Origin of the sequence: Dawidia cretensis (genome assembly GCF_018598175.1) — a bacterium.
Taxonomy (GTDB): domain Bacteria; phylum Bacteroidota; class Bacteroidia; order Cytophagales; family Cyclobacteriaceae; genus Ohtaekwangia; species Ohtaekwangia cretensis.
The window spans coordinates 173,864-189,890 of sequence record NZ_JAHESE010000005.1 but is presented as its reverse complement, the minus strand read 5'-3'; the positions used below and the strand labels follow the sequence as shown (position 1 = coordinate 189,890).

General features: G+C 53.5%; 14 protein-coding genes. 5 read left to right on the top strand and 9 right to left on the bottom strand.

Translation table 11 applies throughout. The features are described 5' to 3' along the window. Nucleotides 1-325: 325 nt before the first annotated feature. Both KK062_RS08230 and KK062_RS08225 read right to left on the bottom strand, forming a co-directional pair. Complete coding sequence (locus tag KK062_RS08230) at nt 326-1,330, bottom strand: FecR family protein (RefSeq protein ID WP_254083796.1); 1,005 nt, start codon at nt 1,328-1,330, stop codon at nt 326-328. A 94-nt stretch (nt 1,331-1,424) separates the two neighbouring features. After that, nucleotides 1,425-2,003, bottom strand: a complete 579-nt coding sequence (locus KK062_RS08225; RefSeq protein ID WP_254083795.1) for an RNA polymerase sigma factor — start codon at nt 2,001-2,003, stop codon at nt 1,425-1,427. A 258-nt stretch (nt 2,004-2,261) separates the two neighbouring features. Here KK062_RS08225 and KK062_RS08220 point away from each other — a divergent pair, with 258 nt between their 5' ends. From KK062_RS08220 to KK062_RS08205, 4 genes are all read left to right on the top strand, one after another. Beyond that, nucleotides 2,262-4,346 carry a M48 family metallopeptidase gene (locus KK062_RS08220; RefSeq protein WP_254083794.1) on the top strand — a complete coding sequence of 695 codons (2,085 nt, stop codon included), beginning with the start codon at nt 2,262-2,264 and terminating at the stop codon, nt 4,344-4,346. A gap of 84 nt (nt 4,347-4,430) precedes the next feature. Next, the gene (locus KK062_RS08215; RefSeq protein WP_254083793.1) at nt 4,431-5,366 is read left to right on the top strand and encodes a ring-cleaving dioxygenase; all 936 of its coding nucleotides are present in this window, start codon (nt 4,431-4,433) and stop codon (nt 5,364-5,366) included. Nucleotides 5,367-5,397: 31 nt separating this feature from the next. Next, a complete protein-coding gene (locus KK062_RS08210) occupies nt 5,398-5,709 on the top strand; it encodes a GNAT family N-acetyltransferase (protein WP_254083792.1) in 312 nt (103 codons plus the stop codon). 9 nt (nt 5,710-5,718) lie between these two features. Further along, nucleotides 5,719-6,339 (top strand): alpha/beta hydrolase, encoded by a 621-nt coding sequence (locus KK062_RS08205; protein WP_254083791.1) that lies wholly within the window; start codon nt 5,719-5,721, stop codon nt 6,337-6,339. Nucleotides 6,340-6,345: 6 nt separating this feature from the next. Here the strand turns inward: KK062_RS08205 and KK062_RS08200 are convergent, their stop codons facing one another. The 7 genes from KK062_RS08200 to KK062_RS08170 all read right to left on the bottom strand — a co-directional run bounded on the left by KK062_RS08200 (nt 6,346) and on the right by KK062_RS08170 (nt 13,008). After that, entirely contained in the window at nt 6,346-7,623 is a 1,278-nt protein-coding gene (locus KK062_RS08200) for an acetyl-CoA C-acetyltransferase (protein WP_254083790.1), read from the bottom strand. 69 nt (nt 7,624-7,692) lie between these two features. Further along, nucleotides 7,693-8,628, bottom strand: a complete 936-nt coding sequence (locus tag KK062_RS08195; RefSeq protein ID WP_254083789.1) for a hypothetical protein — start codon at nt 8,626-8,628, stop codon at nt 7,693-7,695. Between the two features lie 54 nt (nt 8,629-8,682). Next, complete coding sequence (locus KK062_RS08190; RefSeq protein ID WP_254083788.1) at nt 8,683-9,147, bottom strand: hypothetical protein; 465 nt, start codon at nt 9,145-9,147, stop codon at nt 8,683-8,685. A 3-nt stretch (nt 9,148-9,150) separates the two neighbouring features. Next, nucleotides 9,151-9,561, bottom strand: coding sequence for a hypothetical protein (locus KK062_RS08185; RefSeq protein ID WP_254083787.1), 411 nt, complete (start codon nt 9,559-9,561; stop codon nt 9,151-9,153). A gap of 10 nt (nt 9,562-9,571) precedes the next feature. Further along, nucleotides 9,572-10,129 carry an RNA polymerase sigma factor gene (locus KK062_RS08180; protein ID WP_254083786.1) on the bottom strand — a complete coding sequence of 186 codons (558 nt, stop codon included), beginning with the start codon at nt 10,127-10,129 and terminating at the stop codon, nt 9,572-9,574. A gap of 70 nt (nt 10,130-10,199) precedes the next feature. Next, on the bottom strand, nt 10,200-12,320 hold the full coding sequence (locus tag KK062_RS08175) for a tetratricopeptide repeat-containing sensor histidine kinase (protein WP_254083785.1): 2,121 nt from the start codon (nt 12,318-12,320) through the stop codon (nt 10,200-10,202). A gap of 190 nt (nt 12,321-12,510) precedes the next feature. Beyond that, nucleotides 12,511-13,008, bottom strand: a complete 498-nt coding sequence (locus KK062_RS08170) for a CinA family protein (RefSeq protein WP_254083784.1) — start codon at nt 13,006-13,008, stop codon at nt 12,511-12,513. 195 nt (nt 13,009-13,203) lie between these two features. Here KK062_RS08170 and acnA point away from each other — a divergent pair, with 195 nt between their 5' ends. Further along, nucleotides 13,204-15,966, top strand: coding sequence for an aconitate hydratase AcnA (acnA, locus tag KK062_RS08165; RefSeq protein WP_254083783.1), 2,763 nt, complete (start codon nt 13,204-13,206; stop codon nt 15,964-15,966). The last annotated feature ends 61 nt before the right edge of the window (nt 15,967-16,027 follow it).

Sequence of the window (16,027 nt, the reverse complement as noted above, 5' to 3'; positions counted from 1 at the left end):
GATCCAGCACCTCCTGCCCATGCACGTCGTGTGCATAGGCTGCGAGGACTGTGGCCCCGGAAATAAAAAGCTGTAACATAGTAACTCTCATAAAGAACAACAGTACATAGTGAATAGGTGTAGGTTTATTCATACCTTGTTTTGTTTTTGTTGTACAAAGGCAAAAGCTTGGTGCCCCCCGCGATATTTCGCAGGGCACGACACCGGCCGGTGATGCTGGTACCATCGCCGGCCTATTTTTATTTCTGTTGCTGGGGTAGTGTTTAGTGTATCATAGGCTTCCAGGATTTAGGGGAGTTGTTTGGGCTATTATTCTCTGTCACTGCTACGGGCAGCCTGTGCCCGTAATCACAATGCTGGTATCTTGTACCGTGTAGGTTGCGCCGATGGCTTCACATACAATGCGTATGCGCGCGTGCAGATCTTCATCGGTCAGCGTGGTGGTGAGGGTACAACCGGTGACGGTCGTTTCATCGTAAACAAAATCGACTCCATAGCTTTCTTCCAACGCTTGAAATATACTGGTGACGGATGCCGCTTCGTAGCTCATGGTAGGATTTGCCGACGCGGCCGGAATGATGCGCGGATGCGCCACCAGCGCTTTTTTTACGCGATCATTCTGACGATTGTATACTGCCTGTTGGTTGGGCGAGAGCACGACAGCGGCAGCATCGAGGGGGGTACCCGGTTTTTGTTTATATACTGCCACCCGGCCGGTGGCTACCGCCACCGTTATTTCTGGCGCATTTGCATAGGCCTTTATCGTGAAGCTTGTGCCTAATACGCGTGTGGTCACTTCTTGTGTATATACTAAAAAAGGACTGAGCGTATCCCGTTGTACGTCAAAGAAACCTTCACCCGTTAGGGTTACTTCGCGTCGGCCGCGGTTGAACGTCTGTGGGAAGCACAACGTGCTGCCGGGATACAGCATCACGCGGCTGCCATCGGTGAGGAGAATCATGCGGGGTGTCTGGCCGCGATTGTACTCGGCGCGCCATCCTGCCGGGAGCGTATCGGCGGTAATGCTGGCCACGGGGGCATCCGGCGTATGGGTAAAATAGTACCACCCCCCTGCCGCCAATACAAACAGTGCGAGGCACGCCGCAATCTTATACAGCAGGTGGAAGCGTGGTTGTCGGCCATCGCGTACACGGGCGCTGAGCTGCGACCACGCTTTGGCCTCCAGTATAATGCGTTGTTCTTCGGGTAGTGCCTGGCGGTTGCTGGTATCGATGGTGTCATACCACTCTTGAACCAGCGCCTCCTCTTGCGGTGTACACTGCCCCTGGCAATACCGGGTTAGGATTTCTTTGAAGGCTTCGGGTGTCATGTCGTTAAGACGCACGACCCGCCAAATGCCCTAAACGCATGGGCAACTTTTTTCAAACGTTATCATAAAGATCTGGTATGCGCCCTGACAAGCGTTAGAGACACGCGAGCATGGCCGTCAGAAAAATAAAATCACGAAGACGATACCGCAGTTGCTTGAGTGATTTGGTGAGATGATACTCAATGGCTTTTTCAGAGAGTTGCAACAGCCCTGCGATTTCTGCCACGGAGCGGCCTTCCAGGCGGTTTAGGCGGAACACCACCCTGGATTTTTCAGGTAGGTGACTGACAGCTTCTTCTAACGCTTCGTGCAGATTATCGTATTCGACGGTGTCCTCCGTTTCCGTGCGTTGCCACGGAATGAATGTTTTGTAATAGTCCCAATATTTTCGTTGCGTAATCTGCTGGCGGATGTGGTCAATGACGCGGTTGCGCACGGACGTCTGCAGGTAATACCAGAGGTTGGTGACATACAACGTCGCGCGTTTCTCCCAGAGCGCAAAAAAGATGGCTTGCACAATCTCTTCGGCCTCGGCGTGCGCCTGTATTTTGGAGCGCGCAATATTATAACAAGGCGTCCAGAAACGCCGGAATATTTCCTCGTATGCCGCTTCGCTACCGTTGCGCAGGGCAGACAACAGTTGTTGCTCTGTATGTAGGCTTAGGTCGGACATTTAAAAGGTACTTTATACAAGTTTAAATAATTTTTAACACAAACGTTTTCGAAGAGCCGGAAAATTGTGCGTGACTCTTTCATTATTTCGATGAATCCAACGTTTTTCTGGCTGGAAACACATCAAAAGCAGCACAGTACGTAACGGCCACTTTGGCTCCCGCCGGCCACCTTTTTTTTACGCTTTAGTCTTTTGCAGTACCTTCACTGCCAACATCAACCACTGTTTTTTACAGACACGTTCTAACCTTACCAATACATGCAAACTGAAGTCCGCGTATCCGGAAACTTTAGAAAGATGGCCGTACGGGCTATGCTTTCCATCCTGCTCTTTCTCCTGGTGTATATTTTACTCGTGGTGGCCGCTGTGGGCCTTACCTTTCTCTTAGGGTGGGGTGGCATCATGCTGGTCGCCCTGAGACCGTCGGTCCTGACGATCGGCCTGGGACTCGGCATGACGGGCGCAGGGGTTTTGATTTTGATCTTTCTGCTCAAGTTCATTTTTAAACGGCACATCGTAGATCGTTCGCACCTGACGGAGATCCGGCCGGAGCAGCAGCCCCAGCTGTTTGCGTTCATTAGTGAGATCGTGGACGAAGTGCACACGAAGTTCCCCAAGAAAGTATATCTCTCGGCAGATGTAAATGCCTCCGTATTCTATGATTCCGGTTTCTGGAGCATGTTCCTGCCGGTGAAGAAAAACCTGCACATCGGCATCGGGCTGGTCAATACGGTTTCGGTGAATGAGTTCCGGGCGATCCTGGCGCACGAGTTCGGGCATTTCTCCCAGCGCTCCATGAAGGTGGGCAGCTATGTATACAATGTGAACCAGGTTATTTACAATATGCTGTACGACAATGCATCGTATGAAAACCTGGCCAACCGGTGGGGCGGCTTAAGCTGGTACTTTTCTATCTTCGTAACGGCGGCGGTGAAGGTGCTGCAAGGCGTTCAGGCGATTTTGCGGAAGGTGTATGAGGTCGTCAACCTGAGCTACCTCGGTCTTTCACGCGAGATGGAGTTTCACGCCGACGAAGTAGCGGCGAATGTAGCAGGATCGCGCCCCTTGATGACCTCGCTGCCGCGCCTCGACCTGGCCAACCAGGCGTATGAAACGGTGGTTGGATTTTATCAGGCGCGTAGCCGCCAGGATATCATCACATCAAACCTCTATCCGCAGCAGTCGTATGTCATGAACTTCCTGGCGGCGGAAAACAATCTTCCGCTGCAAGACGGATTACCGGTGGTGACACAGGAACATACGTCTCGGTATAATAAGTCGAAGCTGGTGATCAAAGACCAGTGGGCTTCGCACCCCGCTACCGAGGACCGCATCCTGGCACTGGAGACGTTGAACATTCCCGTCCGAAAGGACGATCGCGAACCGGCCATGACGCTGTTCATCAACCAGGAGGCCATGCAGGAAGACATAACCCGTGCGTTGTTTTCCGACAAGACGAACGCCGAAAAGACGGAAGTCGAGCCTTTAGACAAGTTTATACAAACGTTCACACAGGAGTATCGCGACGACTGCTTCCCTGCGCTATACAACAATTTTTATAATCATCGTACGACGGCGGCGCTCGACCAGGAAAAGATCGCAGCACCTGCTGTCGCCGTGGCGCAAGATGCCCGCGCGATCTTTACCGACGCGGCATCGGACATGGCGTATACGGCGCTGGCGCTGGAACGCGATATCGATACGCTTCGTGCGCTGGCGAAAGGCGAGCACACGATAAAGACGTTTGACTACGATGGCAGGAAATACAAGCTCTGGGAAATCGCGCCGCTCGTCGAGACGCTGGAGAAAAACCTGAACGCGTTAAAGGCCGCTCTGACCGACGTCGACCACCAGTCACAGGTATATTTCTTTTCGTTGGCCGCCCAGCAAGGAAAGACGGAGGCGCTGAAAAATCTGTACGATACGTACATTTCCCTGCACGACAGATTGGATAACCTGTTTAAGCCGTACCATGAGTTGATGGAAGCCATGAGCTTTATGCAGTACGAGCGGCAGCTTGAAGTCATTCTACAGAAACTGGAGGCCGTGCGGATAATCGAAGCACAGCTTAAGCTATCCATCAAAGACATGTTGACGGATCCGACGTTTCACGACGCGCTGACAAATGAACGCCGGGAGAGCCTGGCGTACTATGAAGCCAACAACCTGGTGTATCTCGGAGAGGATGCTTACAACGACAAGACGCTAAAAACGCTTTTCTCGGCCGCGAGCTTTTACCAGGAGGTGTTGATCGAGTCGCACTTCTTACACAAGAAGCGATTGTTGGTGCACCAGGCCGAGCTGGAAGCCTCTGCGCACGCGCTGCGGAAAAATACAGCATAATTCAGGATTCGGGTATGGCACGCCCGACGGCTTTTGAACATATTGCATCCTCAACGGGCATCAAACGTCCGCTGGATCATCACTATGGAAAACAGGATACTGGGCATTCATCACATTACGGCCATTGCCGGCCAGGCCAAACGCAACTATGAATTCTATACGCGCGTGCTGGGACTGCGCATGGTCAAGAAGACCGTAAACTTTGACGACCCCGGCACCTATCACTTTTACTTTGGCGATGAAGCCGGTACGCCCGGTACCATTCTGACCTTTTTTCCGTGGGAAGGAATTACGGCCGGCCGTGCTGGCACGGGTATGGCCACGGAGATCGGCTATGCGGTACCTGCGACGAGCCTGGAGTTTTGGACCGCGCGCTTTCGCGAGCACCAGGTAAAAGTTACCGGCACCGGTACCCGGTTTGGAGAAACCTTCCTGTCGTTTGAGGACCCCGATGGGCTGCCGCTTACGCTGATCGTTCCCCAACAACCCGATGCCCGTACGCCGTGGCAAACGCCGGAGGTGCAAACAGCAGTGGCGACACGTGGCTTTCACAGTATTACATTGACCCTGCGCGACATCCAAGGCACAGCCCGTGTATTGACGGATATCTTTGGCTACGCTCTTGCTGGTCAGGAAGAGAATCGCTATCGCTATACTACCGATGCCATTTCGCACAGTTCCATCGTGGACCTGCTGGCCGCGCCGCAGGCTCCCGGCGCGACCAATGCCGGAGGTACCGTGCATCACGTGGCCTTCCGCGTGCAAAACGAAGAGGTGCTGATGCAGTACCGAGAGAAAGTTATTCAGCATGGGTTACAGATTACACCGAAGATCGATCGTAACTATTTCTTCTCACTTTATTTCCGCGAGCCGGGCGGTGTGCTTTTTGAGATTGCCACCGACAATCCCGGCTTTGCTGTTGACGAGCCGCCAGACGCGCTGGGTACCAGCCTGAAGCTACCCGCGCAATACGAGGCGGACCGTGCACGCATCGAAAAGGCGCTGCCGGCGCTGTCTTGATATATCTGTAATACAGCTATATCTTTAACATATGAACGACGTAACGCTAAAATTAAATAATGTCGGCCGGGGCGCTTTTGTGATCGAAGAAAACAACGAGCGCCTGGGCGAGATGGAGATCGGCATTGCCGGTGGAAACCTGGTGGTGTATCACACCGAAGTCTCCGACAAATTGAAAGGGCAAGGTGCCGGCGGCAAGTTGCTGGACGCCATGGTAGCGCATGCGCGCCAACACCAGTTGAAAGTGGTGCCGCTTTGCCCCTATGTGCTGGCTCAATTTAAGCGGCACGCAGAACAATATGCCGACGTGTGGAACCAGGACTGGCACGGTAAAAAATCCTGAGCCTGCATCATGCATCAGAAAAACATCCAATACGCCGGCCTCCCGCTTGCGGAAGCCAAACGAGCGCTGATCTTGTTACACGGGCGTGGTGGCACGGCCAGTGATATTTTGTCGTTGTCGCCGCTGCTACACGTGCAGAATTTTGCGCTGCTGGCTCCCCAGGCAACACAACAGACCTGGTACCCCTATTCTTTTCTGGCGCCTCCTGCAGACAACGAGCCGTGGCTTTCGTCTGCGCTGAGTCTAATCGGCAGCGTTGTAGAAGACATCACGGCCGCCGGTATCGCCGCGGAAAATATATACTTCACCGGGTTCTCGCAGGGTGCGTGTCTGACGTTGGAATTTATCACGCGGCATGCGCAACGATGGGGCGGCGTAGCGGCCTTTACCGGCGGGCTGATCGGTGATAAACTTTATCATGAAAACTATCATGGAGACTTTGGCGGAACGCCTGTGTTTATTGGGACGAGCGATCCCGACCCACACGTACCGGTAACGCGTGTGCAGGCTTCTGAGGCACTCTTGCGCGAGCGAAATGCCCAGGTCACCGTAAAAGTATATCCCAACATGGGCCACACCATTAGCCGCGACGAGCTGGAGCAAGCCAACACGTTAATCTTTAAAGCGTAGAGAACTTTATCGCTGCAAGATGGCTGTAATGCCCTGACCCCCTGCCGCACATACCGAGATAAATCCACGGCCACTCCCCTTTTCGTGCAGCAACTTGGCCAACGTAGCAATGACACGTCCGCCCGTAGCCGCGAACGGGTGGCCTGCCGCGAGGCTGCTACCCGTTACGTTCAGTTTGCCGCGATCGATACTGCCCAGTGGCTCTTGCCCGAACAGGCGGCTTAGCGCGGGACTCTCCCAAATCTTCAATGTCGTGAGTACCTGCGCGGCAAAGGCTTCGTGTATTTCATAGAAGTCAAAGTCTTGCAACGTCAGGCCGGCCTTGGCGAGCATGCGCGCCGATGCTTGCACGGGCGCCATCAACAGGTTCTGACGATTGTCGAGGTATTCAACCGCAGCCAGCTCGGCGTGTGTAAAGTACGCTAACACAGGCAGCCCATGTGCTTGTGCCCACTCCTCGGAGGCCAGCAGGATACTGGAGGCGCCGTCGGTTAACGGCGATGAATTGCCCGCGGTGAGTGTGCCATTTACTTTGTCGAATGCGGGCTTGAGCCTGGCCAGCTTCTCCATGCTACTATCGGTGCGCAAGTTGTTGTCGCGGTTCAACCCGGCATAGGGGGTAATCATGTCGTTGAAGAAACCACGGTCGTATGCACGCGCCATTTTCTGATGGCTTTCAAGGGAGTATTGATCTTGCTCTTCGCGTGAGATGCCGTAGTGCCTGGCAGTAATCTCGGTGTGCCCACCCATGGAGAGGCCTGTGCGCGGCTCGACGTTCTGAGGTGCTTCCGGCGACAGGTCTTTTATCCGAATCTTCAGGGACTGACGCAGGCGCTCGCCAGTGGTCTTTGCGCGGCGTGCGGCCAGCAAGGTACGACGCAGGTTCTCGCTCAGGAGCAGTGGCACGTTGCTGGTAGAGTCTACCCCCCCGGCAATGCCTACATCGATCTGCCCGAGGGCAATCTTGTTGGCAATGTATACTGCCGACTCGATGCCGGTATCGCAGGCTTGTTGGATGTCGCAGGCAGGGGTGGCGCGGTCCAGCGATGTGGTCATGACGCATTCGCGCATGAGGTTTATATCGCGGCTGTCTTTTATCACGGCTCCGCCGGCGACTTCGCCCAGGCGCAGGCCTTGCAGCTTATAGCGGTCGATCAAACCGTTCAGGGCGGCGACCATCATGTCTTTGTTCGTAGCCTGTGTGTAAAATGTATTCTGACGGGCGAAAGGTATACGGTTGTAGCCTACAATGGCGACTTTTCGGGGTTGGGCGTTGGCGAGCATAGTGATCCTATTATTGCGCGCGCAATTTACCGAATTAATAATTGTGATGAGTTGTCTATTTTATCGTTTCTAATCTCTCGTCCGGCGCACCCGTGTTGTCGTACGTGTTGTCTTTGCGCGGCCGCGTTTGCCTTCGACTGTGGTTGTGCGCCGGGTGGCTTTTACCTGTTTATTTCCTTTTGTTACCGTAACGCTTTTTCGTTGCGAGGTACGGTCAGCGCGATAGCGCGTGACCGAGGCCTGGTGGCGTGTGGTTACGGTTACCGATGTGGTGCGCACCGGGCGGTAGACCCGGGCGGCATGTACTACGCGGTGGGTATGTACTACCACATAGCGGGGGCGATAGGGTCGGCGGTATGTATAGAATGCATGATAGCGCACCGGACGCCAGGGGCGCCACCAGATGGGGCGACGGTGCCAGGCCCAGGGAGATGCCCAGACGACATAGCGCGGGGCATACATATAGCGCACGGCGGGCCATGCCCATACATTTACCACGACGGTCGTGTGCGTACGCGTGCGCGGAGCGGCGTCGTCCACCACGCGGGTGGTCTGTTTTTGTGCGTTGGTATTGTCAGTGGGTTCGACGATGCGTTCTTCGCCGTAGATGTCTTCGTCACCGATGATCTGTAGTACGGCCTGATCGTTGCCGGTCTTTTCCAATTCGATCACGGCAATATCCTGGTCCTCATTTTCCGATACAGCATCTTGCAGGATCAGGGCGTGTACGTCGCCATCGCGTTTGTCAATGACTTTTATATAGTCGGCTTCACCGTCTTCGTTCAGGTCCAGGTTGTTGACATTGTTTTCCTGGGAGTTCAGCATCTTCTCGAATTCCTCCGGCGAGCCTGCTTTCTGGAACATTTCCAGGGCGCCTTCCAGGCTGAAATTGTCGCCGGGCAAACCGGTAGAATCCTGTGCTGCGGTCTGTGCTTGCAAGGTCCCGGTGCCCCACAAGAGGACTGTCACCAGGCTCAGTACCTTAAAACCATTCTTGCGTTTCATATTGATCCGTTTTATACTACTTAGACCGCCGACTGGGCAAAAGGTTTAACGACGTCAATTCTTTTCGCGCCCTCTGCGACGCTCCTGTATCTGCTTCAGGATCAGCAGTCGAAACTTGCGCTCGACCTCCGGCAGCATCCGCAACTTTTGCGCAGGAATAACGTTTAGCAGCTGCTCGGAATATTGCCGTTCCAGGTCTACTTCTTTTTGCTTCACCTCCAGGCCCAGGGTCACCAGGTCTTTTTCATTTTGGTCAGCGCTCTTACTAGGGTTGGGATGGCGCCGGGCATAGCGCAGCTCCTTGAGCAGTGCTTTACGCTTGTCGGTAAACTCTCGGTAGATGGGCCAGAACTTCTCAGCTTCTGTAGGCGTCAGCGCAAGCTGGTCGGTGATATAGGCGACGCGGGCAGCCTGTACCCGTTCGCGTACCGTGGGATTGCTTTCTTCCGGCAGGTCGTCATCCTGCGCGTATAACGGGATGGCCAGTATAATCAGCGCGATGGAAATAAACGTTTTCATGTCTTATAAACTGTTAAGGTCGTCGAGGTTGTCTTCTAAAGCATCGAGCACATCGTCGTTGAGGTCCAGGTTGTAGACTTCTTGCTCGATGGCCTGTACATCGTCCGTATCCAGCAGGTTAGTGTCGAGTAGCTCGTCCGTGGAAAGGCCTTCGGACTCTTCGAGGTAGCGCACGAGCTCTTCGGTGGCGATGCCCGCGAGCATGTCTTGCGCGGATGTCTGCCGCGTATACCACAGGATGCCGGCTGCTACCAGCACCACCGCCGGCAACGCGTAACGCAAGCTGTATTGCCATGCGGGTCGCGTGAATCGGGATTGTTTGGCCACACGCGCCTGAATCACGCCGGGCAACTTGTCAAAGTAGCCGTCGGGGGCGGTAAAGATCTCTTTTTTCGGTATGTCTTCCAGTTTCATACAGGTAGCATTAGTGGTCGGCGGTGTTGATATCGTTACGAAGATAGTCTTCTATTTTTTTCACGGCGTGGTGGTAGCTGGCCTTCAATGCTCCCACGCTGGTTTGTGTAATGTCTGCGATCGTTTCGTAGGGCAGGTCTTCAAAGTATTTCATGTTGAATACCAACCGTTGTTTGTCGGGCAGCGTGAGCAAGGCTTTTTGCAAGCGGCGTTGAACGTCGTCACCGGACAGGCTCGGCTGCTGGTCGAGCTTGCGGCTAAGCTCTTCGGTGACGTCGCCGATGGGCAAAAAGAATCTGCGCTTTTTGCTGCGTAAGAAATTCAGGCATTCGTTGGTGGCGATGCGATACACCCAGGTGTACAGCTGGGCATCTTCCCGAAAGCTGTCGATGTGCTTGTGGATCTTGATAAAAACTTCCTGAGTCAGGTCGTCGGCATCGTCGTGATCGATGACCATCTTCCGGATATGGCCGTAGACACGCTGCTGATACGCCCGTACCAACAGGTTAAATCCGTAATTCCGGGTCTCGGGGTCCCGGATCTTTGCCAAAAGCTCTTTATCCTCCAAGGAGATCGACGGTGAATTCCCAAGTTAGACAAAAGCCGGGGCGCCGGGTTTAACGCAGTGCGAAAATAATTCAGGTGTTACGGGGCAGTGTAATGACAAAGGTAGCGCCGTGCCCCCAGACACTTTCGAGCTTCACGGTGCCGCTCAGTTTCTCCACCAGGGATTTCACGATGGACAACCCCAGGCCGGTAGAGCTTTCTCCCCCGGTCGGGCGCGCCGACAGCCGCGTAAATTTGCGAAAGACACGCGTCAGGTCTTCGGGATGAAAACCGGGGCCTTCGTCGCGAATGCGGATCGTAACCGCTGTCGGTTGAGATTCGGTATCGATAAAGATGCGCTTGCCGGGAGGCGAAAACTTGATGGCATTGGTGAGAATATTGTCGAGTATGCGGTTGAGACAATGGCTGTCCGTCTGCACGACACTATCGCGGTCGTTGCGCACGACCATGGTAAGCTGTTTCTTTTCCAGCGCGCCGGTGTAGTGCGCGGCCAGTGCGCCCACAAATTGCCCGAGGTTTAACGGCGCCAATGTCAACGCTTCCTGCTGTGCATATTGGTTGATGTCCAACAGGTCGCGAATGAGGCCGTTGCCTTCCGCACAAACCTTTTGCATCAGGGCCAACAGTTCCTTTCCGTCCGTGTCGAGGGATTGCCCCAATTCCACCAGCGTAGCCAGCCCGGCGATGCGGTTCAACGGGCTGCGTAAATCATGTGCCACCACGCTGATCAGGCCGTCCTTCTCGCGGTGCAGCTCTTCCAGCGCTTCGTTTTTAGTAGCCAGCATTTTGTTTTGTTCTTCCACACGGTCCATCAGCACCTTCAGCTCTTCATACGCTTCCGATATACGTTCGTGCTGCTCGCTCACTTCCCGCGCATAACGCGCCTTGATATATCCCCAGTATAAGATCAGGCCGGTTAACAACACAAAAAATATAATGGATATGATCAGGAGTGTTTTATTGGATGAAAGCTTTAACTCTTCCATCTTTTTTGCTTCACTCAGCAGCGTTATTTCTTTGTCTTTTTTCTCACTCTCATAGAGCTCTTGCATTTGTACGACCTGTTGGCTTTTGCGTTCGTTGAACAGACTATCGTTTAAGTGTGAATATTTTTTAAACCATTGGTAGGCCGATCGGTAGTCGCCGCGGGCAGAATCCAACCGCGAGCTATACAAGTAAACTTTTTCCATCCACGGCATGGCGTCCGACCGCTCGGCCGCTGTCCGAACCTCCGCCAGCGGTGCAACGGCACGACGCGGTTGCTGCATGCGTATATACAAGTCTGTCAGGCCGAGCAACGATTTTACCAGGGCTTCGTCGCTGTGTATCTCGCGGGCTATACCGATAGATTCGTTATAATACGTTTCGGCATTTAAGAACCACCCCATGTTGCGGTAGGAATCGCCAAGGTTCGCTTCCGCGAACGACATGCCGCGTTTGTCACCTATCTGGCCATACCGTGTCAAGGCGCTATCCAAATATTGATTGGCTTCTTTATATAATTTCATTCCGATGCAGGCCTCGCCAATATTTAACAAGGCCACCGCTTCCGACTGCGGGTGTTTCAGCGCGCGCGCTGCGACGCGATATAACCGGAAGTATCGCAATGCTTCGTCATACTGTGTCGTTGCCATTTTTACCACACCGATATTATTTACGATGGTGGCGTAGTAAAGCTTATCCGGAAACGTCGCGCTGATCTTCATGGCCTGCAGGTAGTGCTCCAACGCAAGCTCATAGCTACCACGGTTGAAGTAGGTGATGCCGATGCTGTTGAGCACACGCACCTGCATGTCTTCATGGGGGCGCTCTTCCAGCACATTTAAGGCTGCACGATATTGCTCCAGCGCTTCTTTGTAGCGCGCCTGATAGTCGTAGGCCTGACCGATGTAAAGATAGGTATCGGCCAATCGTCCCAGTTCGTGTGCTTCTGTGAATGCCGCATGTCCTTTGTGAAAATGTGCCAGTGCACTGTCGTAGTCACCCATGCGCAGGTATGCATGTCCGGAAGCGACCCAGGCGTTGCCTTCTCCTTTGGGATACTGCAGGGCGCGCGAAATCATGCGCGCTTTGGCGGCGTACTGTAATGCTTCGTCGTGTTGTCCGGCGCGGTATAGTTGGCGCGTCAGTGCGATCAGAATGGTCGCACGCGTGGTGTCTGCGGTGGGATGTGCTTGCAGTGTTTGTTGCAAGCTATCTAGTTGCGTTGCAGCAGCAGATTGTGCGCATGCACGATGCGGCCTACATAAACATGTAGCATAAATCAGAATACATGCTATAGCACGCAAGACAGGCAGAGTAAGAGTGGGCATACTCCTGGCGTATACGTTTTTCCAGGAAAAAGTTTCACGCATGAAATGAATCTCCCGAAAATGCAGTTTTTCAATCGCGCCGGCGTGTACTTAAGTAGTTGCCAAAGTCTTCCAATATCTGCGCGACATAGTAGCGCTGCACGTTGTAAATGCCTTCTTTCGTCGTTTCGATTTTTTTCTCCAACACAATCTCACCGTTATAGGCCACGGCATAGAATGCAAACAAGGTTTCTTCAATGCCACATTCCGGGAGGGGCGCCGCATAGCCCGTGATGGCAATGCCCCAGTCGCTCGAAAACAGCGTACTGACATGCCGCGCCATCTGGGCAGACACACGGTCGGACACACAATTGCACGCAAGCGCATGAATAGGCTCTACCTGCAGCAGCCGGGCTTTCTGGCCGATGTTGTAGGCGGTCAATCCACCCTGAAAAAAAAGGCTGGCTCCGTCAGCCAGCGAAATAGCAGCTTGCAGTTGTCCGGCGGTAACGCTTTCGGCGATGGCCAGCGTTTCTTCATGGGCGACCATGTACTGCTTGATGTCGGAGATGTCGGCTAGTTTATGCATGGGCCAGGGGGAAAATTTCGCATAAAACCAGTGAAAAAATTGTACCCACCCCTTTGCTGGCATTGTTTTCTAAGCAATCCGAAGTAAAAAATGTCCGTATTCGTAAAAAAAATGGCGGATGGGGAGAAAAGAAGCCGTCAACGCTGTTTACCCTAAGAAAAAATGTAGCTTAAAACGCCCATGTAAGTATAGCTTATGACAAATCAGGATCATTTTCACGCCAAAAAAGAATTGACCGTCGGAGACAAACGGCATTCGTATTACAGTTTGAAAGCCTTGCAGCAGCAGGGACACGCCATCGAGCGCCTGCCTTTTTCGATTCGTGTGTTGCTGGAAAATGCCGTACGGAATTACGACGGTTATGTCACCACCCAGGAGCACATCGAAACGATCCTGGGCTGGTCGCCCAAACCCGAAGATAAAGAGATCCCGTTCATGCCTGCCCGCGTGCTGATGCAGGACTTCACCGGTGTGCCGGCCATTGTAGACATTGCTTCCTTGCGTGACGAGATGGCCCGCAAGGGGAAAAATATTGCCCGGATCAATCCACTCATACCGGTAGACCTGGTGATCGACCACTCCGTGCTTGTCGACTATTACGGTACCAACGATGCCTACCGCCTGAATGTGGAGAAAGAATATGAGCGCAACAGCGAGCGCTACCGGTTCCTGAAATGGGCGCAAAGCGCAGTAGACAATTTTTCCGTCGTACCCCCGGGTATGGGCATTTGCCACCAGGTGAACCTGGAATACTTTTCTACCTGCGTCGTGCAGCGTGGCGGCGTAGTCTTTCCCGACTCCTGCATCGGCACGGATTCGCACACACCCATGGTCAACGGTCTGGGTATTGTAGCGTACGGTGTAGGCGGTATTGAAGCAGAAGCCGCCATGCTTGGTCAACCTCAATTCTTTTCCTTGCCCGAAGTGATCGGGCTCAAGCTTACCGGCAAGCTGCCCGTAGGGGCCACCGCCACGGATCTGGTACTGACGATCACCGAGCTGTTGCGCAAGACAAAAGTGGTGGGCAAGTTTGTCGAAGTCTTTGGCGATGGGCTCAATACACTTTCTGTTCCGGACCGCGCTACGATCGGCAACATGTCGCCGGAGTTCGGGTGTACCGTAACGTACTTTCCCATTGACGAAAAGACGTTGGACTACCTGGAAAAAACCAACCGTCCCGCAGAGGTTATCGAGCTTACGCGAAAGTATACACAAGAGAATTTGTTGTGGCGTGAAAATGAAGACGCCATTACCTATAGCGATGTCGTGACGCTTGACCTTTCTACGGTAGAGCCTACCATCTCTGGCCCCAGCCGCCCCCAGGACAAGATTCTGCTCCGCGAGACAAAGCAGACCGTAACCGAGTATATCGAAAAGACCTACAGCCGGCGGTATGTCACGTTTAGTGACCGACCGCTGAATCGCTGGAGCGGTGAGGGGGGCAATGTGGACCCCTCACAAGTGAAGTCGATCACCCCTGACAATCATCCGGATATCCATACCGTGGAAGTAACGTACGATAACCAAACCTTTCACCTGAGCGATGGCGCCATTGTTATTGCTGCTATTACCAGCTGTACCAACACTTCCAACCCCGACGTGATGATCGGTGCCGGACTGTTAGCCGAGAAAGCGCTGGCCAAGGGCCTTCGCGTAAAGCCCTGGGTGAAAACCAGTCTTGCGCCCGGCTCAAAGGTTGTAACCGATTATTTGCGTGAAGCCGGCTTACTGGTGAAGCTCGAGCAAATGAAGTTCAATGTGGTGGGGTATGGGTGTACATCGTGTATCGGCAACTCAGGCCCGCTGCCCGACCCGATTGCTGCCGCCATGCAAGAGCATGATTTAATCCTGGGCGCCGCGTTGTCCAGTAACCGTAACTTCGAAGCGCGTATTCATCCGCAGGTAAAGATGAACTTCCTCATGTCGCCGCTGCTGGTGGTAGCGTACGCCATTGCCGGCCGCATCGACATCGATATGACACAGGAGCCGCTGGCCTATAACGATCGTAACGAGCCAGTATACCTCAAAGATATCTGGCCTTCCGATGAAGAGATTCACAGCACGGTGAGCCGCGTAGTGAAGAAAGATTCTTATAAAAAGAACTACGCCGAGATCTTCGACGGCAACGAGCAGTGGCAGAAACTGTCAGCACCGCAGACAAAGGCCTATAAATGGGATCCTGCCTCCACCTATGTGAAGGAAGCGCCATTCTTTGTCAACCTGCCCGAAACAGTCGAACCGATTAAGCCGATTGTAAAAGGTCAGGCACTGCTCGTGCTGGGCGACTCGATCACAACCGATCACATCTCGCCGGCAGGTAGCTTCAATGAGAAGTCACCTGCGGGGCAATACCTGGTGAGTCGCGGCATACCGAAAGACCAGTTTAACTCATACGGTTCGCGTCGTGGGAACGACGAAGTCATGATCCGCGGAACGTTCGCCAACGTGCGGATCAAAAACCAGCTGGCAACGAAAGAGGGTGGTTTCACACAGCACATTCCCTCCGGGGAGGAAATGACGGTGTACGATGCTGCCATGAAGTATAAAGAGACCGACACACCATTGCTGGTGCTGGCGGGCAAAGAATACGGTAGTGGCTCATCGCGTGATTGGGCCGCGAAGGGTACATTTCTGTTGGGCATCCGCGCGGTAATTGCGGAAAGCTATGAGCGTATTCACCGCAGCAACCTGGTGGGCATGGGTGTGTTGCCGTTGCAATTTCTGGAAGGGGAAAGTTATAAACAGCTTGGCCTGACCGGGCGCGAGACATTTGATATCCCTGAGCTGACCGATGCAATCAAACCGGGACAACAACTAACGATCACCGCAACAGCGGAAGACGGTAGCAGCAAGCAATTTAAAGTGCGGTGCCGGTTGGATAGCAAAATCGAAATTGACTATTACCGCAACAAGGGCATTCTCCAATATATGTTGCGGCAATTTTTGACAACGAATTGATCTACAAATTGTGAACAATCTGCATCACTCTTGTTTGATGGTCGCGTTATTTCCTCAGCGA